21 protein-coding genes are annotated in these 22,371 nt (G+C 49.7%); 9 read left to right on the plus strand and 12 right to left on the minus strand.

What is annotated here, in order from left to right:
- The first annotated feature begins 67 nt into the window (after window positions 1-67).
- Together mnmC and EYB30_RS10005 are read left to right on the plus strand one after the other, a co-directional pair.
- Window positions 68-1,921 carry a bifunctional tRNA (5-methylaminomethyl-2-thiouridine)(34)-methyltransferase MnmC2/FAD-dependent 5-carboxymethylaminomethyl-2-thiouridine(34) oxidoreductase MnmC1 gene (mnmC, locus tag EYB30_RS10000; RefSeq protein WP_166838779.1) on the plus strand — a complete coding sequence of 618 codons (1,854 nt, stop codon included), beginning with the start codon at window positions 68-70 and terminating at the stop codon, window positions 1,919-1,921.
- A 103-nt stretch (window positions 1,922-2,024) separates the two neighbouring features.
- Complete coding sequence (locus EYB30_RS10005; protein WP_166838780.1) at window positions 2,025-2,348, plus strand: hypothetical protein; 324 nt, start codon at window positions 2,025-2,027, stop codon at window positions 2,346-2,348.
- A gap of 8 nt (window positions 2,349-2,356) precedes the next feature.
- On the opposite strand, the gene EYB30_RS10010 is transcribed toward EYB30_RS10005, so the two are convergent.
- On the minus strand, window positions 2,357-3,226 hold the full coding sequence (locus EYB30_RS10010) for a flagellar protein MotY (protein WP_166838781.1): 870 nt from the start codon (window positions 3,224-3,226) through the stop codon (window positions 2,357-2,359).
- 130 nt (window positions 3,227-3,356) lie between these two features.
- Between EYB30_RS10010 and rnt the strand changes: the two genes are divergently transcribed.
- On the plus strand, window positions 3,357-4,022 hold the full coding sequence (gene rnt / locus EYB30_RS10015; RefSeq protein ID WP_166838782.1) for a ribonuclease T: 666 nt from the start codon (window positions 3,357-3,359) through the stop codon (window positions 4,020-4,022).
- Between the two features lie 46 nt (window positions 4,023-4,068).
- Here the strand turns inward: rnt and EYB30_RS10020 are convergent, their stop codons facing one another.
- Window positions 4,069-4,410: a Grx4 family monothiol glutaredoxin gene (locus tag EYB30_RS10020; protein WP_166838783.1), complete on the minus strand. Its 342-nt coding sequence runs from the start codon at window positions 4,408-4,410 to the stop codon at window positions 4,069-4,071.
- A 240-nt stretch (window positions 4,411-4,650) separates the two neighbouring features.
- Between EYB30_RS10020 and sodB the strand changes: the two genes are divergently transcribed.
- From sodB to EYB30_RS10040, 4 genes are all read left to right on the plus strand, one after another.
- Window positions 4,651-5,235 (plus strand): superoxide dismutase [Fe], encoded by a 585-nt coding sequence (gene sodB / locus EYB30_RS10025; protein ID WP_166838784.1) that lies wholly within the window; start codon window positions 4,651-4,653, stop codon window positions 5,233-5,235.
- 227 nt (window positions 5,236-5,462) lie between these two features.
- Window positions 5,463-7,385: a PrkA family serine protein kinase gene (locus EYB30_RS10030; protein ID WP_166838785.1), complete on the plus strand. Its 1,923-nt coding sequence runs from the start codon at window positions 5,463-5,465 to the stop codon at window positions 7,383-7,385.
- A gap of 21 nt (window positions 7,386-7,406) precedes the next feature.
- The gene (locus EYB30_RS10035) at window positions 7,407-8,675 is read left to right on the plus strand and encodes a YeaH/YhbH family protein (RefSeq protein ID WP_166838786.1); all 1,269 of its coding nucleotides are present in this window, start codon (window positions 7,407-7,409) and stop codon (window positions 8,673-8,675) included.
- 45 nt (window positions 8,676-8,720) lie between these two features.
- Window positions 8,721-10,241, plus strand: coding sequence for a SpoVR family protein (locus EYB30_RS10040; protein ID WP_166838787.1), 1,521 nt, complete (start codon window positions 8,721-8,723; stop codon window positions 10,239-10,241).
- A 5-nt stretch (window positions 10,242-10,246) separates the two neighbouring features.
- Here the strand turns inward: EYB30_RS10040 and EYB30_RS10045 are convergent, their stop codons facing one another.
- On the minus strand, window positions 10,247-11,209 hold the full coding sequence (locus EYB30_RS10045) for a sensor domain-containing diguanylate cyclase (protein ID WP_166838788.1): 963 nt from the start codon (window positions 11,207-11,209) through the stop codon (window positions 10,247-10,249).
- Window positions 11,210-11,211: 2 nt separating this feature from the next.
- On the minus strand, window positions 11,212-12,225 hold the full coding sequence (locus EYB30_RS10050) for a response regulator (protein ID WP_166839328.1): 1,014 nt from the start codon (window positions 12,223-12,225) through the stop codon (window positions 11,212-11,214).
- Between the two features lie 130 nt (window positions 12,226-12,355).
- Between EYB30_RS10050 and tpx the strand changes: the two genes are divergently transcribed.
- Both tpx and EYB30_RS10060 read left to right on the plus strand, forming a co-directional pair.
- The gene (gene tpx, locus EYB30_RS10055) at window positions 12,356-12,976 is read left to right on the plus strand and encodes a thiol peroxidase (RefSeq protein WP_166838789.1); all 621 of its coding nucleotides are present in this window, start codon (window positions 12,356-12,358) and stop codon (window positions 12,974-12,976) included.
- 186 nt (window positions 12,977-13,162) lie between these two features.
- Window positions 13,163-13,630, plus strand: coding sequence for an Hsp20 family protein (locus tag EYB30_RS10060; RefSeq protein WP_166838790.1), 468 nt, complete (start codon window positions 13,163-13,165; stop codon window positions 13,628-13,630).
- A 64-nt stretch (window positions 13,631-13,694) separates the two neighbouring features.
- Here the strand turns inward: EYB30_RS10060 and adk are convergent, their stop codons facing one another.
- The 8 genes from adk to EYB30_RS10100 form a co-directional block, all read right to left on the minus strand.
- Entirely contained in the window at window positions 13,695-14,339 is a 645-nt protein-coding gene (gene adk / locus EYB30_RS10065) for an adenylate kinase (protein ID WP_166838791.1), read from the minus strand.
- Between the two features lie 293 nt (window positions 14,340-14,632).
- The gene (htpG, locus tag EYB30_RS10070) at window positions 14,633-16,567 is read right to left on the minus strand and encodes a molecular chaperone HtpG (protein WP_166838792.1); all 1,935 of its coding nucleotides are present in this window, start codon (window positions 16,565-16,567) and stop codon (window positions 14,633-14,635) included.
- 114 nt (window positions 16,568-16,681) lie between these two features.
- Window positions 16,682-17,284 (minus strand): recombination mediator RecR, encoded by a 603-nt coding sequence (gene recR, locus EYB30_RS10075; protein ID WP_166838793.1) that lies wholly within the window; start codon window positions 17,282-17,284, stop codon window positions 16,682-16,684.
- Window positions 17,284-17,610, minus strand: a complete 327-nt coding sequence (locus tag EYB30_RS10080; protein ID WP_166838794.1) for a YbaB/EbfC family nucleoid-associated protein — start codon at window positions 17,608-17,610, stop codon at window positions 17,284-17,286. Before EYB30_RS10080 ends, recR begins: the two co-directional genes overlap by 1 nt.
- Before the next feature lie 123 nt (window positions 17,611-17,733).
- A complete protein-coding gene (dnaX, locus tag EYB30_RS10085) occupies window positions 17,734-19,881 on the minus strand; it encodes a DNA polymerase III subunit gamma/tau (RefSeq protein WP_166838795.1) in 2,148 nt (715 codons plus the stop codon).
- Window positions 19,882-19,922: 41 nt separating this feature from the next.
- Window positions 19,923-20,471, minus strand: a complete 549-nt coding sequence (apt, locus tag EYB30_RS10090) for an adenine phosphoribosyltransferase (RefSeq protein ID WP_166838796.1) — start codon at window positions 20,469-20,471, stop codon at window positions 19,923-19,925.
- A 235-nt stretch (window positions 20,472-20,706) separates the two neighbouring features.
- Window positions 20,707-21,471 carry an HvfC family RiPP maturation protein gene (locus EYB30_RS10095; protein ID WP_166838797.1) on the minus strand — a complete coding sequence of 255 codons (765 nt, stop codon included), beginning with the start codon at window positions 21,469-21,471 and terminating at the stop codon, window positions 20,707-20,709.
- Window positions 21,472-21,475: 4 nt separating this feature from the next.
- Window positions 21,476-22,324 carry an HvfB family MNIO-type RiPP peptide maturase gene (locus tag EYB30_RS10100; RefSeq protein WP_410200342.1) on the minus strand — a complete coding sequence of 283 codons (849 nt, stop codon included), beginning with the start codon at window positions 22,322-22,324 and terminating at the stop codon, window positions 21,476-21,478.
- Between the last annotated feature and the right edge of the window lie 47 nt (window positions 22,325-22,371).

Here is a 22,371-nt window from a genome sequence, read left to right on the forward strand (position 1 = left end):
TGTTTTCAATTTTGCGGTAGCTTGGGGTAAACTACAAGCCGAATTTAGTGCCGGACCCACCCTAACTATGCCCAAGCTTACGCACGCCAAAATACACTTTAATGACCAGGGCACCCCGGTCGCATCAGATTTTGATGATGTATATTTCTCCAACGATGGCGGCATGGCCGAAACTGATTACGTGTTTTTACAGCAAAATGGTTTACCTCAGCGCTGGCAACACCATGGCGCCAGTGCCTTTCATATTATTGAGACCGGCTTTGGCACCGGCGCTAATTTTTTACTAACCTGGCTGCGCTTTCGCCAGTTCCGTCAGGCTTTTCCGGCGGCAAAGTGCCAGCGCCTGTACTTTAGCAGTGTGGAAAAATTCCCGTTAAGCCACGCTGATCTTAGCCGGGCGCTGGCAGTGCACAGCGAGCTAAGCGAACTGTGTCAGTTGCTGTTAGACGCCTACCCGCTGTGCGTGCCGGGCTGTCACCGCCTGAGTTTTGACAACGGCGCTGTCGTGCTGGATTTATGGTTTGGCGATGTTAATGCCCTGCTGCCTCAGCTTAGCGCGGCGGCAGATGCTATTTATCTGGATGGCTTCGCGCCGAGTAAAAACCCGGACATGTGGCAGGACAGCTTGTTTAGCAACCTGGCCCGGCTTAGCCATGCAGGCTGCACTGTCGCTACCTTTACGGCGGCAGGGTTGGTTAAACGCGGCCTGCAACAGGCCGGCTTTCAGGTGCAGAAAGTAAAAGGCTTTGGCCGCAAGCGTGAAATGCTTACCGCAGTGATGGCCAAAGAACTAACAGCGGACACGCCGAAGGTACGTCAGGTGACGATTATCGGTGGCGGTATTGCATCACTGTGCAGCGCACTGGCACTAACGCAGCGTGGCGTAGCGGTGCAATTGTTATGCGAAGATGCGGATGTTGCCTGCCAGGCCTCGCAAAACCGTCAGGGCGCGGTTTACCCCAATTTGCATGCCAACCTGACAGACGATAGCCAGTTGCATGTACAGGCATTTTTATTCGCCCGGCGCTTTTACCGGTATTGGCAGCAACAAGGGCTGAGCTTTGCGATGGACTGGTGTGGCTTACTGCATCTGGCCACCACGGAACAACTGCAGCTGCGCCAGCAAAAACTGATAAGCCATGCTCTGTGGCCGCAAGAACTGGTGCAGGCGGTGGACGCCGATAACGCATCAGCTATTGCCGGCGTGCCAGTACGCCACAGCGGCATTTATTTTCCGTTGGCCGGCTGGCTGAATCCGCAGCAATTTTGCCGCCAGGCCCTGCAATACCTGCAGACACAACCCGGCTTTAGCCTGCAGCTTAACTGCCAGATCACGGCCATAGCGCCATTAAACCAGGGCTGGCAGCTGCACAGTGCCAGCGGTAGCATTAACACAGAGGTGCTGCTGTTAGCCTGCGGCAGTAAACTGGCCGAATTTAGCGCGACCGCAACGCTTCCGCTGAATAAAATTCGTGGTCAGGTAAGCCATGTTGCGAACCCTGATATGGCTCCCCTAAAAACGGTGTTGTGCCACAAAGGCTATATCACGCCGCAGTGGCAAGGCTTGCACTGCGTAGGAGCCACCTTTGATCGCACTGCGCACAATGCGGTGCTCAGCAGTGACGATGACGCTGAAAACCTGCAGCTGGTCAACCGTCAGCTTGGGCAGCCAGCCTGGTTTGCCGACAGCCAGGTTGACAGTGCCGCCGCTGCGTTTCGGGCAACCCTGCCCGATCATTTGCCCGTCACCGGCCCTGCCGCCCGGTCGCCACAGTTGTATCTGCTTGGCGGCTTAGGTGCAAGAGGCATTATGCTGTCGCCTTTGCTGGCTGAGCTGCTGGCTTGTCAGATACTGCATGAGCCGCTACCTTTAGCCCAGACACTCTGCGATAAAATTGCTGCCGCACGCTTTAGCGCTTAGGCTGGCGTAAATTCAGCCAGGCGACAACGTGATAATTGTGAGCAAAAAACAAAAAAATTTGCTAAGGTAGCTGCGTTAAAACGGATTAAATTAAGGAAAGATCATGCGTTTAGCGCTGTTATTTAGTTTAGCTTTAACCGTTAGCGGCTTAAGCTTTGCCAACGATTTTTATCAGGTACCACTGCCGGATGATGCCAAAGAGTTTGCCCGGTTAGACAGTAAAATGCCGGCCGTGCTGAGTTATTTCAGCCAGCAACCGGAAGCCGCGCTGCGTGATTACTATATTAGCCAGCTGGGCCAGCCTGATAATGAGCAAACCCTGTACGGCCGGTTACATCTCTATTTTCGCGTTAATAATAATCAGGTGCGCATTTTGATCTCCAGCCAAAATGACTGGCGCCAGGTTGATATAATGGTGCAAAACTAAGCCCGGCATCAGGGCTTAGTTAACTGTAGCACTACCCGACGGTTTAGCTTACGCTGCAAAGCCGGTTCATTCGGCGCCACATGGCGCCGCTCACCAAAGCCTTCAACCTGCACTTTATCTTCACTTAAACCGGCGGCAACAAAAAAGTTTTTTACCTTTTCGGCCCGCTTAACTGACAACTGCTCATTCATCCAGCGCCCGCCATAACTGTCGGTATAGCCCTGAATTTCGATGTAATCAATATCCTTATCGTATTTCAGATACTCGGCAATTTGCGCTAAGCGCCGCTGCGATTCCCGTGTCAGCTGGTCTCCGCCGCTTTCATAGCTGAGCACCGTAAAAGCAATATCATCAAAGCCGTAGGGGAGCAACCGTGAGATGCATTGCGTAAACTGCTGATAAGGCTCTGGAAACTGCACCGGATTCATGGCAGCTACAACCTTATCATAGGGGCTGTACCAGTCGCTGAAATAAAAGGTTGGGCTAAAGCCATGTTCCAACTCGGTCAATAAGGTCCAGGCAGTTTTCTTTGGCAATTCACCATTAAACTGCTTGAGCAGTTGCATACTGGCCACGGCTTTGGCCGGCTCGCCTGAGCGCCATGCCGGCGGCACAGACAACACCTCAGCCAGCGCATAATGATCGGGTAGCCGCAGCAACTGCAATTCAAAATCCAGATTCAGCCCTTTACTGGCGATACTGCGGAAAATGGCGGCACCAAACTGTGGGATCTGGTGCTGTAGCTGACATTCTAACGGCGTATTGCTGCTTAGCTGCCAACTGGATTGCTCAATAGTGGCGGAATATTGACGCAGCTGTGGTTGGGCATTGGCTACAGCCGCCAGCCATACAGCAGTAAAAGCTAATAAAATTCGCATTGGAGGCCTTCTCAGCACGTTTATACTCTTGGCAATTATTACCATTAAAGTTAAGCAAACACTGTGCCGCAACAAGACGCTGGCGCAATTCTTTGGCATAATAGCCACTCATTTAACAGATGGCGACACTATGACAGCAGCAAAATCTCTCCTTGCACAACGTTTTCGCGGCTACTACCCCGTAGTTATCGACGTAGAAACAGCCGGCTTTAATGCAAAAACAGATGCTCTGCTGGAAATCGCAGCCACCTTGTTAGGAATGGACGAGGCAGGCAATTTAGTGCCAACCCAAACCCTGCACTTTCATGTTGAGCCCTTTGCCGGAGCTAACCTGGATGCCAGCTCTCTGGCATTTAACGGTATAGACCCGTTTAACCCGTTGCGCGGCGCCGTGCCTGAGCGCGAAGCCATCAGCGAAATTTGTAAAGCAGTGCGTAAAGCACAAAAAGAGGCAGGCTGTCAGCGTAGTGTTATCGTGGCGCACAATGCCGCCTTTGATCAGAGCTTTTTTAATGCTGCGGTAGAGCGACTAAATTATAAACGCTCGCCATTCCATGCTTTTGTTTCATTTGATACCACCAGTTTGTCGGCACTGGCGTTGGGGCAAACAGTACTGGCAAAAGCCTGTCAGGCAGCCGGTATTGCCTTTGACAATAAAGAAGCGCACAGCGCCCTGTACGATACTGAGCGCACCGCAGAGTTATTTTGTTATATCGTCAATAGCTGGAAACAACTGGGCGGCTGGCCGCTGGCGCAACCGGTTGAAGACGAAGCGGCACAAACCGCTTCAGCCTAACCCCGGCGCCGCTATGTTACAACGGCCCGGAGTTTGGCAGCAGTGGTTATTCTGCTGTGGTGTCGGTTTTATGCTTTGCCGCTGTGTCTTTAATCAGCGGCTGAAGCTCGCCACGCTGAAACATCTCCAGCACGATATCACACCCCCCAATCAGCTCGCCCTCTACCCACAACTGCGGAAAGGTTGGCCAATTAGCGTATTTAGGTAACTCGGCACGAATATCCGGGTTTTGCAGAATATCGACATAAGCAAATTGCTCGCCACAAGCAATCAGCGCCTGGGATGCCTGCGCTGAAAAGCCACAGCTGGGGAACTTTGGCGACCCTTTCATAAATAACAAAATCGGGTTTTCAGCAATCTGCTGTTTAATTTTATCTAACGTTTCCATTAATACCTCACGACATAAGCATGTTCATACTGGCCACTATTTTACGCTGTTCTGTGGCGACTAGCACTTGAGATTTGAGAAAAAAGCCCCCAACTCAGAGCCAGATAACTAACAGGCTGAGCAGCAAAACCAGCTAAACTGCATCAGCTTAACAACAACACTGTAAAACTTGAGTATTTTAGTCAGGTTTTGTAGTCTACGCCATGCAGACATCATAAACAACGCCAACGGAGAACGACTATGGCCTTTGAATTACCCGCATTACCTTATGCAAAAGACGCGTTAGCGCCACACATTTCCGCCGAAACGCTGGAATATCATTACGGTAAGCACCACAACACCTATGTTGTTAAGTTAAACGGCCTGATTGAAGGCACGCCTTTCGCCGGTAAATCGCTGGAAGACATCGTACGTACCTCAGAAGGCGGCATCTTCAATAACGCCGCCCAGGTATGGAACCATACCTTCTACTGGCACTGCTTATCACCCAATGGTGGTGGCGAGCCAACAGGTGCCTTAGCTGACGCTATCAATGCAAAATGGGGCTCTTTCGCCGCTTTCAAAACCGCCTTTAATGACAAGGCAGTAAATAACTTTGGTTCAAGCTGGACCTGGTTAGTGAAAAAAGCCGATGGCAGCCTGGACATCGTTAACACCAGCAATGCCGGCACGCCGTTAACTGATACCAGCCTGACGCCAGTGATGACAGTGGATCTGTGGGAACATGCGTACTATATTGACTACCGCAATGCCCGCCCAACTTACCTCGATGCCTTCTGGGCATTAGTGAACTGGGAATTTGCCAGCAAAAACTTCGCCGGCTAATCGCTGCAGTGAGATACCAACCCGGCTTTAGCCGGGTTTTTTGTCCGCCTTAGTTTACATTTCATCGCTAATCAGCAACAAAACCGTTTTGCTTATCCTGCGTATAGCTTAAAGAAAATTGTAGATTTTTCTGTCAATTAGTCAGGCGCGAATGCGCTTTACTGTCTAACCTTAACGTAACAGCTTGGCTGCAACCCTTTTCCGATGTTTAAAAGCTGGAGGTGCATATGGGTATTTTCGAGCACTACAAATCGCGTTATGAGGCGGCAAAAGAAGAAGAATATAGCATTCAGGAATTCCTTGCCCTGTGTAAGCAGGACAAAAGCTGCTATGCCAGCGCGGCAGAGCGGCTGTTGTTGGCTATCGGCCAGCCGGAACTGATTGATACCGCCCAGGATCCCAAACTAAGCCGGTTGTTTTCCAACCGCGTGATCGCCCGTTATCCGGCCTTTTCCGAATTTTACGGCATGGAAGAAGCGATAGAGCAAATAGTGTCTTACCTGAAACACTCTGCGCAGGGGCTGGAAGAGCGCAAACAAATCTTGTATTTACTCGGCCCGGTCGGCGGCGGTAAGTCGTCACTGGCAGAGAAACTGAAGCATTTAATGCAGCAAATTCCGATTTATTACTTAAAAGGCTCACCGGTATATGACCATCCGCTGTGCCTGTTCGACGTCAGCGAAGACGGCAATATTTTGCAGGACGAATATGGCATCCCCAAACGTTACCTGCGCAATATTATGTCGCCCTGGGCCAGTAAACGTTTGCACGAGTACAACGGCGATATCAGCCAGTTTAAGGTGGTGAAAAAATACCCGTCTATTTTGGATCAGCTGGCGATTGCCAAGACTGAACCGGGTGATGAAAACAACCAGGATATCGCCTCGTTAGTGGGCAAAGTCGACATTCGTAAGCTGGAACATTTTGCCCAGAACGATCCGGATGCCTACAGCTACTCCGGCGCACTATGTCGTGCTAACCAGGGTTTAATGGAATTTGTTGAGATGTTTAAAGCGCCGATTAAGGTGCTGCATCCGCTGTTAACCGCGACACAAGAAGGCAATTACAACGGCACTGAGGGCTTAGCCGCCCTGCCTTTTGATGGCATTATTCTGGCGCACAGCAATGAATCTGAATGGCAAACCTTTCGCAACAACAAGAATAACGAGGCCTTTCTTGACCGGGTATACATTGTAAAAGTGCCTTATTGCCTGCGTGTTAGTGAGGAGATGCGTATTTACCAGAAACTGCTGGAGCACAGTGAACTGAATTCGGCCCCTTGTGCACCGGGCACCTTAATTTCACTGGCCCAGTTTGCTGTGTTATCCCGGCTGAAAAACCCGGACAATTCCAGCTTGTATTCCAAAATGCGGGTTTATGATGGCGAAAGCTTAAAAGATACCGATCCCAAAGCTAAGTCGTATCAGGAATACCGCGACTATGCCGGTGTCGATGAGGGCATGACAGGGCTATCGACCCGCTTTGCCTTTAAAATTTTATCACGGGTGTTTAACTTTGACAGTACTGAAGTCGCCGCCAATCCGGTGCATCTGTTTTACGTGCTGGAACAACAAATTGAGCGCGAACAATTCCCTGCCGATGTCGCCGAACGTTATCTGGAGCACTTAAAAGGCTATTTGATCCCGAAATATATTGAGTTTATTGGTAAAGAAATTCAAACCGCTTATTTAGAGTCCTACTCTGAATACGGCCAGAATATTTTTGATCGCTACGTGATTTATGCGGACTTCTGGATCCAGGATCAGGAATACCGCGATCCGGAAACCGGCCAGCTGTTTGACCGGTCAGCGTTAAACGCCGAGCTGGAGAAAATAGAAAAGCCCGCCGGCATCAGCAACCCGAAAGACTTCCGCAATGAGATCGTCAACTTTGTACTAAGGGCGAAAGCGAAAAACAATGGCAAAAACCCGACCTGGACCAGCTATGAAAAGCTGCGCACTGTGATTGAGAAAAAGATGTTCTCCAGTACCGAGGAGTTGCTGCCGGTGATTTCGTTTAATGCAAAAACCTCGACCGACGATCAGAAAAAACACGATGATTTTGTAAATCGGATGATGGAAAAAGGCTATACCCGTAAGCAAGTCAGGTTGCTGTCTGAATGGTATTTACGTGTGCGTAAATCGCAGTAACCCTAGCTGGCCGGAGGTAGTATGGCGCATTTTATCGACAGACGATTAAACGGTAAGAATAAAAGCGCGGTGAACCGCCAGCGCTTTATTCGCCGTTACAAGCAACAAATTAAGAAAGCCGTGTCCGATGCCATCAGCAAACGTAGCGTCACTGATATCAGCAGTGGCGAAAGCGTGACTATTCCCAGTAAAGACATTACCGAGCCGTTTTTTCATCAGGGCAAAGGGGGCCGACGGCAGATAGTGCACCCGGGTAATGATCAGTTTAGCCCCGGCGACCGCATTAAAAGGCCACAGGGCGGTGCTGGCGGTGGCAGCGGCCAGGGCGATGCCAGCAATGACGGTGAAGGCACAGATGACTTTGTGTTTTCCATCTCAAAAGATGAGTATCTGGATTTATTATTTGAAGATCTGGAACTGCCAAACCTGCGCAAAAACCAGCTGGATAAACTGGTACAGTATAAAAATGTTCGCGCCGGTTACCGCTCGGAAGGTGTGCCAAGCAATATTGATATAGTGCGCTCGTTACGCGGTTCCCTGGCAAGGCGTGTGGCGATGACCGCCGATAAAAAAGCCCGCTTGCGCGAACTGGAACAGCAGCTGGCCGCACTGGAACATGAGCCGGTACCGGATCAGCAACAGCTGCTGAAGTTGCAGGATGAGATTGCCGAGCTAAAACAACGCATTGCAGCTGTGCCCTTTATTGATAGCTTTGATTTACGCTTTCGCAATTTTCAGAAGCGGCCCGAGCCTACCAGCAAGGCGGTGATGTTTTGCCTGATGGATGTCTCCGGCTCTATGGATCAGGCCACCAAAGATATGGCCAAGCGCTTTTATATCCTGCTGTATTTATTTTTAAGCCGCAGCTACAAAAATGTCGAAGTGGTGTATATCCGTCATCATACCCAGGCCAAAGAGGTAGATGAGCAGGAATTTTTCTATTCACAGGAAACGGGCGGCACTATTGTTTCCAGCGCCATTAAGCTGATGTATGACATAGTGCAACAGCGCTACGATCCGGCGCAGTGGAATATTTACGCGGCACAGGCGTCTGATGGCGATAACTGGACGGATGACAGCGCGCCCTGTGCAGAACTGTTGGCCAACAAGCTACTGCCACTGCTGCGTTACTATGCCTATATTGAAATTACGCCCAGAGCCCATCAGAGCCTGTGGCAGGAGTACGAAAAATTACTGCCTGTGTTTGATAATTTCGCCATACAACATATTCAGCATGTCAGTGATATTTATCCGGTATTTCGCGAGCTGTTTAAAAAACAGGCCGCCTGAGCTGACTCCTGACGACGCGTTCACAACTTTGCAGTGAGGTTTTTTATGGCCAAAGCAAAAACGAAAACGAGCCACTGTTTGCCGGATGGGCCGGACTGGACTTTCGCTTTGCTCGATGCCTACCACCAGGAAATCGCCCGGGTGGCAGCGCATTACAAGCTGGATACCTACCCAAACCAGATTGAAGTCATTACCGCTGAACAAATGATGGATGCCTATTCCAGTGTCGGTATGCCGCTGGGTTATCACCACTGGTCCTATGGCAAAAAGTTTATTCAAACCGAGCAAAACTATAAACGTGGCTATATGGGGCTGGCTTACGAGATCGTGATCAATTCCAACCCTTGTATTGCCTATTTAATGGAAGAAAATACCATTACCATGCAGGCGCTGGTGATGGCACATGCCTGTTATGGCCATAACTCTTTTTTTAAAAACAATTACTTGTTTAAAACCTGGACCGACGCCGGTTCTATTATTGATTATCTGGTATTTGCGAAAAACTATATCAGCCAATGTGAAGAAAAATACGGCATCGGCGAAGTAGAAGACATGCTCGACTCCTGCCATGCGTTAATGAACTACGGCGTAGACCGCTATAAAAGGCCACAGAAGATATCGTTAGATGAAGAACAGCGACGCCAGCAAGAGCGGGAAAACTATCTGCAATCACAGGTCAATGATTTGTGGCGTACCATCCCCAGCAAAGCGGTCAGCGCGGAAGAACAGATCGCTCGTTACCCAAGCGAGCCGCAGGAAAATATTCTGTATTTTATTGAAAAAAATGCCCCGCTACTAAAACCCTGGCAGCGCGAGATCGTGCGCATAGTACGTAAAATATCGCAATATTTTTACCCGCAAAAACAAACCCAGGTGATGAATGAAGGTTGGGCCACCTTTTGGCACTACACCATTTTACAGCACCTGTATGACGAGGGCATGGTCAGTGACCGCTTTATGCTGGAGGTATTACACAGCCATACTAATGTGGTCGCGCAGCCTGAATACAACAGCAAATACTATTCTGGCATTAACCCTTATGCGTTGGGTTTTGCCATGTTTAGTGATATCCGCCGCATCTGCGAGCATCCAACAGCAGAAGATAAAGAGTGGTTTGGCCAGATGGCCGGCAGCGACTGGCTGGAGACACTGCACTTTGCTATGCAGAATTTTAAAGATGAGAGTTTTATTAGCCAGTATCTGTCACCTAAGGTGATCCGCGATTTTCACTTGTTTGCCATTATTGACGACGATGAGGACAGCAGCCTGGAGGTCGCGGCCATTCACAATGCCGAAGGCTATCAGAAAATCCGCACTATGTTGTCACAGCAGTATAACCTCAGCCAGATAGAACCGAATATTCAAGTGTACAACGTTGATTTTAACGGCGATCGTTCGCTGACACTGCGCTATATTCCGCAAAACCGTATCCCCTTGGCCGAGTCTAAACTGCAGGTTCTGAAGCACTTACACCGGCTGTGGGGCTTTACGGTATACCTGGAACAACAAAACGACGATGGCAGTACAGAATTACTCGCCAGCTGCCCGGAGCAAGGCGAGTTATAAGCGGGTTATTCTGGCGAAAAGCAGGTAACCTGATTACGGCCATTGGCTTTTGACTGGTACAAGCCTTTGTCTGCCGCTTCTATCCATTGCCGGTGTTCGGTCATCTCAGTGTGATACTCTGCCAGGCCTAAACTGAGTGTGACTTTAAGTTGCTGACCATTATAGGCAATACACAGCGCTTCTACCGATTGCCGTAACCGCTCGGCCAGTACTGTAGCTTGCTGAAGCGTGGTATCAACCAACAGCACAGCATACTCCTCGCCGCCATAGCGCCCGGCAATGTCGGTACTGCGCAGGTTGTTCCGCACGGCATCGGCAATTGCCTGGATCACCACATCACCGGCAGCATGGCCATAGGTATCGTTAACACGTTTAAAATGGTCAATATCACACATCAGCAAAGTGCTTTTGTGCTGATATCGCTGTAAGCGCTTAAACTCTTGTATCAGATTCTCTTCCCAGTACCCACGGTTAAACAGCTGGGTTAGAAAGTCGGTTTTAGTCAGCTGTTTCAGCCGGCCATTCATTGACTCAAGTTCAATACGACTTACCGCAACATCAGTGACGTCATAAATAATAAAGCACAGGTGTGTCACCTGGCCGCGGGTGTCCGTCAGCGGAAAAATAGTGCTGTTTTGGTACATGTACTCAGCACTGCCGGTAATAGGCCGGTAGTTACGAAACTTAAAAATATACGGTCGCTGCTCCCAGATAGTAAAAGCGCGGTTTTTCAGCAGTATCACCGGATCACATTTTCGCCTTAACCAGTCTTCGTCTATTTCAGAGAACAAATCAAATAAATAGCGATCTCTGACCTGCCGAGGTGTTAAGCCACTGTGATTCTCCATAAACCCATTCCAGACCTGGATCCGGTAATCACAATTTAATACCACCAGGCCGACATCGACTGTCTGAAACATATCCATCAGCCAATGTACTTCAGAGACTTCGACCTGTGCGTGTGACATTGTCAGCCCTCCAGCAAAAATGCGACTTTATAGTTCAGGGTTTTCAGGCTGTCTTCGGTAAATAACAACAGTAAATCGCAGCTGATATTGTAATTTTCAATGCCGTAACTTAGCTCTATTGCCAGTGTTTTTTTCCAGCGTTTGGCATTGGCTTTAATCAGCTCACTAACCGGTGCATGTTGCCCCAGTACTACCGGATGGCCCTGACTGAAACTCATATCAATTTGCTCAGCCAATCCTTTGAGCACAGCGCCAATCAGAATATTGGCAATGTCCATCAGCAGCTCCAGCTCTACTTTCACCGTCAGCTCACCCTGATAATTCATTAAACGGGCAATATCTTTAAAGCTGGAGTCGGTCAGGATTAACAACGCCTCGCCCGACACACCGCCACCAATAAAACCCTGGCAAACCGCTGAGGTGGTAGCCTCATGTTCTACTGACGCCAGCGCCATGTGTAGCTCACTGACTTCAATTAAGTTTACATTTGGAATTGGCAGTTTAACGAATACGTTCAGCAAACGCGCCAGCAAATCACCTGCCTGGCCCATAGCGACATTGGTCAGTTCCTGCAGCACATCGCGCATCTCTGCGCTGAGCTCGGCAGACACAACCGGCACTTTGGTTGGCATAACGCTGATGGCAGCCTTGGTATTAACGGCATGTAACTGCATCAGCTGTTGCAGTTTGGCTGCATCGACCGGCTTACGGATAAAGTCGAGCGCGCCCAGGCCTTTTACCCGTTCAATCGCTTCTGGCTGTACATCGCCGGACACCACCACAACATTGAGCTGCAACTGGCGTTGTTTCAGCTCCGCCAGTACCTGATAGCCATCCATCACCGGCATATTTAAATCTAAAAACAGCCAGTCAATATCTTGCTTAAGCAGGGTATCAAGAGCCTCAGCGCCATGCCCGGCAAAAAACAGGTTGGCCTGCCACTCCTGTGGTAGAATCCTGGCTAGCTGTTTACGCGCCAGGTTAGAATCATCACAAATTAGTACCGCTATGGTCATCGGCGTCTCACTCAGCACTGGCTTCATTTCAGTCTAGACTGAAATCATTGGTTCGCGCATAAACTACTAAAAATATGTGCTGTTCCAGCTAATTAGTTTTAATATATTTTATCTTAACAGGAGCTGTATCATGTCAGCCATTTTTCGTTTTTGCCGTCATTCGCTGCTTACTGCAGCCCTGGCCGCGTTTAGTCTGAATGCATTCGCAGTCGATTTACAGGCTATATTGCCAGAGCGTTTAAGTAAAGTCAAAGCAGGCAATCAACCTATAGTTCTGCTGGGCACACCAGTCAGTACCGGTGAAGTGGCACCGACTTTTAAAGTGGTCGATGCTAATTTTAAAACTGTTAGCCTGGCAGACTACAGCGGTAAAACGGTAATGATCAGTGTGGTACCCAGCATAGATACTGGCATTTGTTCATTACAAACCAAGCGCTTTAACAGCGAAGTGGCTAATCTGGCGGAGAATGTGGTGTTATTAACCATTAGTACCGACCTACCCTTCGCCCAGAAGCGGTACTGTCAGCAGGAGCAAATTGATAGCATGCCGGTGCTGTCTGATGCAGTATGGCGTGATTTTGGCAGTAACTATGGCCTGTTAATTAAAGACATGGGCCTGCTTGCGCGAGCCGTGCTGATTATTGACAGCAGTGGCACTCTGGCTTACATACAGCTGGTGGATGAGCTGGCCAAAGAACCTGACTACGATGCCGCGCTGACAGCGTTACAGCAAATACTGCCGCAGCGCTAAACGGCTGAGAGCGACGCGGCAGAGAATATTTTTATCTGCCGCAACTTGAAACTTTATTAACCGACCTTATAAACAGTGTAGGTGGCCGGATACGGCACCTGAAAACGACAGCTGCTGCGCTGTCAGCGTTAACGCCCGTTCAAATGAAGGGCAACACAACACCTGTTTGCTAAAGAGGAATTGGTTATGACAAATATCGACTTAACACCATTTTACCGCTCATTTATTGGCTTTGATCATCTGGCGAATTTAATGGATGCCGCAGCCCGCAACGAAAAGCAGCCGGCTTATCCGCCATATAATATTGAAGTAACCGGTGAAGATCAGTACCGCATTACGATGGCAGTAGCCGGCTTTGACGAGCAGGAACTGAGCATTGAAACCGAACATAATACGCTGTTGGTAAAAGGCCAGAAAGCCGGCAAAGATGAAGGCCGCCGCTTTGTGCATCAGGGCATTGCCGAGCGTAACTTTGAACGCAAATTCCAGCTGTCTGATTACATCAAAGTAACCGGCGCTCATATGGCCAATGGCCTGTTACATATTGAGCTGGTGCGTGAAGTGCCAGAAGCGTTAAAACCACGCAAAATCAGTATTGGTAATAGTCAGTCACCGGCGTCAACTCAGCTGTTAAACAGCGAAAAAGTGGCTTGACACCCTCAACATCAGATACAAAAAAGCCCTGATTAATCAGGGCTTTTTGCTCTTAATCACTTAATTAGCCTAATAGCTTAACCAATTCGCTGGTAACGGCCTCTACTGCCTTAGTACCATCAATATGGTGATACTGTGTGCGACCGGCGTCGGCCTCGGCTCGGTAATAGCCTACCAGTGGCTTGGTTTGTTCATGATAAATGGCCAGGCGTTTACGCACGGTTTCTTCTACGTCATCTGGCCGGATCACTAAGTCTTCGCCGCTAACATCATCTTTACCGTCAACTTTTGGCGGGTTGTAGCTGATGTGGTAAACACGGCCTGAGGCTGGGTGCACACGACGGCCTGCCATACGTTCAACGATAACATCGTCTGGCACGTCAAATTCAATCACATGATCAATGCTAATGCCTTTGTCTTTCATTGCATCAGCTTGCGGGATAGTACGCGGAAAGCCGTCGAGCAAAAAGCCTTTGGCGCAATCAGGTTCAGCGATACGCTCTTTTACCAGACCAATAATAATATCGTCTGACACCAACTGCCCGGCATCCATTACCTGCTTTGCTGCTAAGCCAAGCTCGGTACCGGCTTTAATCGCAGCGCGCAGCATGTCACCAGTAGAAATTTGTGGAATGCCATATTTACTCATCAGAAACTGAGCCTGGGTTCCTTTACCGGCACCCGGGGCACCCAACAAAATTATGCGCATAGCAACACCCTCATGTTTTGGGATTGATCCATTAATAATAAAGGCTGGATCTTTACATAATGTGCTGCCTGAAACAAGAAATTTGTCTGGCTATGCCAACTGGTCCGGCTATTTCACTGGCCTTTAGTCGTACCGTTGTGTAAAGCCGGGCCTGCTGCTGTTTTTGTGCACCAAACTTGAGAAAACAACAGTTTTTCTAACCGGTAACAGCCGTGGATATCGACTAAAGTTGTAGCAAACAGGCCATGGCTTAAGACATTTAATCAGCCATGGCCTGAATGGCAGGGAGGGTATTACTTCGCCAGTGACAACAACAGACTGTTTAACCGGCTGACAAAGCTGGCCGGGTCTTTTAAATTACCACGTTCAGCCAGTAAAGCTTGATCCAGCAGTACTTCTGCCCACTGCTTAAAGCGTTCTTCGTCCTGCTCGTCAGCAACACGCTTGACTAGCTGGTGTTCAGGGTTAAGCTCAAATATCGGCTTCACATCCGGCACCTTCTGCCCCACCGACTCCATCAGTTTGATCATCTGTGTACTCATATCAAACTCATCAGTCACCACACAGGCCGGGCTGTCAGTTAAACGGTGGCTCACTTTTACGTCTTTTACCTGCTCACCTAACACAGTTTTAAAGCGCGCTATCACATCAGCAAAGGCTTTCTCGGTTTCCTGCTGGGCTTTTTTCGTTTCGTCGTCATCCAGCTTAGACAGATCCAAGCCGCCTTTGGCGACAGAGCGCAGCTTTTTACCGTCAAACTCGGTTAAATGCTGTACCAGCCACTCATCGATGCGGTCAGACAATAACAAGACTTCCAGACCTTTCTTGCGCAGCACCTCTAAATGCGGGCTGTGTTTAGCCGCGGCATAGCTGTCGGCCACAATGTAATAAATTTCGTCCTGCCCTTCTTTCATTCGGCTGACATAATCGGCCAGCGCCACATTTTGCGTACTGTCGTCATTATGGGTTGAAGCAAAACGCAGCAGGCCAGCAATTTGCTCTTTGTTGGCGAAATCTTCTGCCGGGCCTTCTTTCAGTACCTGACCAAACTCCGTCCAGAATGCCTGATACTGCTCGGCATCTTTACTCAGTTTCTCCAGCATCTTCAGCGCGCGGCTGCTACAGCCTTTGCGCAGTGCCTGGGTTACTTTGGTGTCTTGCAGAATTTCGCGTGACACGTTTAGTGGTAAATCGCTTGAGTCCAGCACGCCTTTGATAAAGCGCAGGTAACTGGGCATAAACTGCTCGGCGTCATCCATAATAAATACGCGCTGAACATACAGTTTCAGGCCATGCTGCGCATCGCGGTTCCATAAGTCAAACGGTGCCTTTTTCGGCACGTACAATAAACTGGTGTAGTTGTTGTTGCCTTCAACCTTGTTATGGCTCCAGCTTAGCGGCTCGCTCCAGTCGTGGGAGATATGCTTATAGAACTCCTGATATTCTTCATCAGTAATGTCTGACTTATCGCGGGTCCACAGCGCAGTGGCTTTATTTACCGCCTGCCAGTGACCCGGCACTGCAGCGATTTTTTCGCCATCAGCGCCGTCACGCTCAGCTTGCTCTTCCTGCCATAGCTCTACCGGAATACTGATGTGATCTGAGTATTTAGTAACAATACTTTCTACTTTCCAACGGCTTAAAAACTCATCTTCGCCCTCGCGCAGGTGCAGAATAATGTCGGTACCACGGCTGTCTTTGCTGATTGGCGTAATACTGTAATCGCCCTCACCCGCCGATTCCCACTCAATGGCCTCATTGGCAGCAGCGCCGGCTTTACGGGTACGCACTGTCACTTTGTCGGCGACAATAAAAGCAGAGTAAAAACCCACGCCAAACTGGCCGATTAATTTGGAGTCTTTCGTTTGATCACCGGATAGCTGCGAGAAAAATTCTTTGGTGCCCGATTTTGCAATGGTGCCAAGATGGCTTATCACTTCATCTTGCGTCATACCGATACCGTTGTCGCTAACGGTCAGGGTACGGGCTTTATCATCCAGACTAATGCGTACCCGCAGCTCGCCATCATCGCCATATAAGCTGCCATCAGATAACGCCAGAAAACGCAGTTTATCGGCCGCATCAGAGGCGTTAGATACCAGCTCGCGCAGGAAAATTTCTTTATTGGAGTACAGTGAATGGATCATCAGCTGCAGCAGCTGTTTTACTTCTGCCTGAAAGCCATGGGTTTGCTTCTGGCCGCTGGAAGTGGCTGTGGTATCACTCATTGTGGTTATCCTCACACATCAAAGGTTGATAGTTACAAATCAGGCTGCCTATGCAGCCTTAGATGACAACTAATATGGGGAGGATTAACCGGATTTCAAGCAGGGGTATAACAGTTAAAACGCTTTGCGGCCACTAAAAGCATGTGACAAGGTGGTGCCATCAATAAATTCCAGCTCGCCGCCCACCGGTATGCCCTGTGCTATACGTGACACTTTTACCTGATACTTATGACACAGCTCAGCAATATAGAATGCCGTGGCATCGCCCTCAACCGTGGGGTTGGTAGCCAGAATAAGCTCATTGATACTACCATCGGCTAGCAGCTGGGCCAGGGTATCTAACCCCAGATCCTGTGGTCCTATACCATCGAGTGGCGATAAATAGCCTTGCAGCACAAAATAGCGACCACTAAACTGGCCGGTTTGTTCTATTGCCAGCTGATCTGCGGCTGAGCCTACTACGCACAAAATGCCGTCAAGGGCGCGCGCCGGATCGCTACAAATAGCACACAGGTCCGTCTCACAAAAGGTACGACACTGCTGACAATGACCAACCCTGCTCATCGCAGCATTTAGGGCCGCGCCCAACTGCAAGCCACCGTCACGATTACGTTCCAGCAGCGCAAACGCCATGCGCTGGGCCGATTTAGGCCCAACACCGGGTAAAATGCGCAGTGCATCAATTAACTGCTGTAACAGCGGTGTCAGCTTGCTCATCAGAAGGGCATTTTCATACCAGGAGGTAACTGCAGGCCGCCGGTTACCGCCGCCATTTTCTCTTTGCTGGTTTCATCTACCCGTCGCACAGCGTCATTAATGGCCGCGGCAATTAAGTCTTCCAGCATGTCTTTGTCGTCCTGCATCAGGCTGTCATCAATGCTGACGCGGCGCACATTGTGATTGCCCAGCATTGTCACTTTCACTAAACCGGCACCGGCTTCACCGGTGACTTCCATCGAGGCAATTTCGGCCTGCATTTTCTGCATTTTTTCCTGCATGGCTTGCGCCTGCTTCATGATATTGCCCATACCACCTTTAAACATAAGCTGTTACCTGCTGTATATATAAGTTGAAATAACGCCGCCCGGCGCAATCTGATTGACGGCGACAAGATAATAACTTCGCCGCCAAATTACAAGCCATGTCGCCTGAAGCCATTGTCGTTGTTAGTTAACGACAATGCTATCGGGCAACAGTTCGGCGTCGAATAACTGTTGTAATTGCTGTACTTTTTCATCCTGCTGCAATAAGCGGCTAACGTAAGCATAGCGCTCCTGCACAATTTTTTGTTGGATAGCCAGCGGGCTTTGCTCCACGCTGGCCTGGTAGTTAATAGTAATAGTTAGCGGTTGATTAAAACTGCGCTCTAATACTTGCTGTAACTTAGTCCTAAATGCCGGGCTGTCCAGATGCTGCTGGCTTTGCGCCACGGTTAAATTAAGCTGATTGCCGTCCAGCTGCATAGCGGCGTTCAGTAAAAACAGCCGGCTTAAACCGCCGGTATCCAGGGTTTCTACCCGGGCCGCCCAGGCATCTACCTGAGCAGCAAAACGCACCGAGAAATTCTGCTCATTAATACTGCCATCAAAACTATCCAGCACCGCAGGTATTGCAGTGTCCGCATTTGGTACGTCCTGCTGATACTGTTGCCATAAGGCATCAGCCGCTGCAGCATCATACTGCGGCATCTCGCTGTCATCGCTGCTGTATGGATTGTCCGCCGTCGCGACACTATCGGGGTAAACTGGCGTCTCGGGTTTTGCCAGCGCAGCGACAGGCTCGACCGGCGGCCGATTAGCACTTTGCGGCTTGGCTGGAGTTTGCAGCTGGTTAACTGCTGGCTCTAATGCCTGCGGTTCTGGCCTGTGCAGCTGAGGCATAGGCTGGGGCATAACTTCAGCTTGCGCAGCTTTCACCGTATCAGGCGCCTTTAGGCGCTCAGACTTTTTTGCCTCAGGTGCTGCCGTTACCTGCACGCCACGCCGGGCCATAATCCGCGCCGTTACCGGGTCGATGCCCACAGCGCTATCAGGGCCAACCTTGGGCTGCTCTTGTGGCTGATTTTTTGGTGGCACAGGCGGCTCCGGCTCCGCCTGTGGCGTCGTAGCAGCGGCAACATCAGAAATCTGCTCCGGTTGCTCTATTGCCGGTTTGGCCTTTTGCGGTGCTGTCGGCGTAGGCAGCAGCGCAGCAGCGGGTTTAGTGCTCGTCGGCGCGCCAGCCTGTTGCCTTCCTTCTGGGACAAAAGCCATAGCCCGCAACAACGTCATTTCCAGCCCGGTTAACGGGTCTGGCGCATAGGCCAGCTCTTTTTTACCGCTGATCAGTAACTGATAATATAACTGCACCTGCGCCGGCGCCAGGTTATCTGCCAGCTGCTGGACATAGCCTTGCTCTGTAGCAAAGGTTGCCGCAGTGTGACTAAACTGGGTTAATGCTGCCAGATGCAACAACGACAACATATCATCCAGCACCTGTACAAAATTGCTTTGTTGTTGCACCAGCGCCGCCAGCTGAACTTGTAACTGGCTGGCATCTTGCGCTATCACCGCCTGCAGCAATTGCTGCGACCAGCTTTGGTCTAAAAAGCCCAACATGCTGCGCACGGTCTCCAGCGTAATATTGGCATTACTTTGCGCTATAGCCTGATCGGTTAAACTCAGCGAGTCGCGCAAACTGCCTTTGGCAGCACGCGCCAGCAGTTTTAGTGCTTCAGTTTCAAACGGGATCTGCTCTTGTTCTAATACAAACGCCAGATGCTGCTCTATCTGCAGCGGGCTTAGCGCCAGCAAGTTAAATTGCAAGCAACGTGATAACACTGTCACCGGCAGCTTTTGCGGATCGGTCGTCGCCAGTAAAAATTTGACGTGCGGCGGTGGCTCTTCCAGGGTTTTCAGCAAGGCATTAAAGCTGTGTTTTGACAGCATATGCACTTCGTCGATCAGATAAACCTTAAAGCGGCCACGGCTGGGCGCATACTGCACGTTGTCGAGCAAATCGCGGGTGTCTTCTACCTTAGTGCGCGACGCCGCATCAATCTCCAGCAAATCGACAAAGTTACCGGCATCAATCTCGGTACAGGCAGAGCACTGGCCACAAGGGGTAGCAGTAATACCCTGCTCGCAATTCAGACTTTTGGCAAAGATACGCGCTATGGTGGTTTTACCGACACCACGGGTGCCGGTAAATAAATAGGCATGGTGCAGCCGGTTATTGCTCAGCGCATTGCCCAGCGCATTTTTAACATGCTCCTGGCCGACCAAACGGGCAAAATGCTGTGGACGCCACTTGCGGGCTAATACCTGATAACTCATAACGGCTGCTGTCTTACTATGATTAGGCTGACAGACTAAACTTATTCGCCGCTATACTCAACCAGACTTAAGATATTTAACCCCGCCTGCTCCAGTCGCGCTACCCCACCAAGTTCAGGCAAGGCAATAACAAAGGCAGCATCATCAACAATACCACCGAGTTTGCGCACCAGCTTAGCGGTTGCATCGATAGTACCGCCGGTGGCCAGTAAATCATCTACCAGCAGTACCTTATCGCCAGCAGCTATCGCATCGGCATGCAGCTCTAACGCATCTTCACCGTATTCCAGCTGGTAGCTTTGGCTAATGCGCTCTCGCGGCAGTTTGCCGGGTTTGCGTACCGGCACAAAAGACACGCCCAGCGCATAGGCCAGTGGCGCACCAAAGATAAAGCCCCGCGACTCAGTGCCGACAATTTTGGTAATACCTTTACCGGCGTAAAAATGACCAAAGGCGTCTATGACTTTTTTAAAACTGGCGCCATCCTGCATCAGGCTGGTCACGTCGCGAAACACTATGCCTGGCTTGGGGTAATCGACAACTGTCTTAATAACCTGCTTTAATTCAGCCGCTAAAGCCTGCTTATCCATGTTATAAACCTTTAAAAGTTAAGATCCCATACGGGACAAAAAAGCCGCCCGCAGGCGGCCTTCACATAAGTCTGAGTATTATGCCAGGATCTGAAACCAACGCACTATCGGTGCCAGACACAGCAATGACACAAACACCGCAACCAGGGCCAAAAACTGCCACAGGTTAAATGACTCTTTAAACTTCTCGTCTGCCATTGCACTACTCTTTTGTCATCAGCGAATTTAAGGGCGCTTATGGTAATGAATTTTGCTCTGCTTGAAAAGACACCAGTACGCCTTTTGCGGCAAAGTCCTGCAACACGGCTTGCGCCCCTTGCAACAGCTGGCTGGCATTGAACTGCGGCAACAGTGGCGCCAGTTGTTCCACCAGCTGTGTTAAGGTGCTGCCGGGAGCCTGCTGTAACACCTGCAACAAAGCGGCTGTCAGTTGGTTAATTAAAACAAACTTAACCTCATCAGCAGCATTACGATACAGTAAATAGCATTGCACCTCACCACTTTGCCGCGGCTGATACTCAGTGCTTATCTGATGTACCTGATACGGATAGGCCAGCAACATACAGAGCTCTGATAATTGCAACTGGCTACTAACCAGCTGCTCAGCATTCAGTGGCGTTTCGCCGTGTGCCAATGGTTTGGTCGCCAGATACAGCTCTGCCCATTCATAATGCGCCAGTTCAAGCATAAAAGGCAGATCATCATGCTGCAATTGATAATCCTGTTGTAAATAATGCAAAAAGTGTTCGGCAATATGCAAAAAATAGGGGCTGCTACATTGATACTGTATAAAAAACTGCCGTATTACGCTTTGCCACGCGGCCTCAGTGTACAACGATTTTAAAACCGGAAAAGCCGAACTGACAAAGCCCTGCACGTTATTAAAAAACAGTTCACGATAAATAGCCATCCGCCGCTCTTCAATGCCTGACGGTATCGGTTGCTGGGCAGGATCTTTAATATGGGCAATAAAGGCATGCTGTATTTGCTGAAATGCCATGGTGTCAGGCCCTCAAAGCAAGCGCATCGCTGGCGGCTGTTTGTAAGGCTTTAATCTGGTTTAACTCCTGGCCTAGTACTGCCAGTTCAGGAATATTGAAATCGCGTTCGAGTAAGGTCGGCTTAACTCCATGCCACTGATAAGCTTGCGCCAGCAACTGCCATACCGGGCTAATAACTGGCGCACCGTGCGTATCCACCAGCAGATCGTCAGCTTCTTTATAATGGCCGGCAATATGATAGTAGGCAATACGTTGTGATGGCATCGCGCGTAAAAACGCCCCGGCGTCATAGCCGTGGTTTACCGAGTTCACGTAAATATTATTCACGTCCAGCAACAGCTGGCAATCGGCTTCTTGCAGCACCGCCAGGGTAAAATCCTGTTCAGACATCTGCTGGCCGGGCGCAGCATAATAGGACACATTTTCCAGCACCAACGGCTGTTCGAGAATATCCTGCACCTGCCGGATACGCTTAGCAACGTAAGCAACGGCTTCTTCAGTAAAAGGGATGGGCATCAGGTCATACAAATGACCACCACCGGAGCAATAACTTAAATGCTCACTGTACAAAGGGATATTGTGCTGTTGTAAAAACTGTTTTATCTGGCGAACAAAAATAACATCCAGCGGATCCGGGCTACCAATCGATAACGACAAACCATGGCAAATAAAGGTGTATTGCTCTGTCAGACTACGAAACTGCTTTTGTAGCTTACCGCCAAAGGGTAGCCAGTTTTCTGGCGCGACTTCAAAAAAGTCGATGGCGGCAGGTTTGGCAAACAACATATCGTCCAGCATTTCACGGCGTAATCCAAGGCCTGAACCTGTCACTGTTCGGGTATCAGCTGTCATCATTTACCTCACTGCATCAGGTAAAAGGCCTGCTGTTGCAGGCCCTA

Origin of the sequence: Rheinheimera pleomorphica, assembly GCF_011634895.1 — a bacterium.
Taxonomy (GTDB): Bacteria; Pseudomonadota; Gammaproteobacteria; order Enterobacterales; family Alteromonadaceae; genus Alishewanella; species Alishewanella pleomorphica.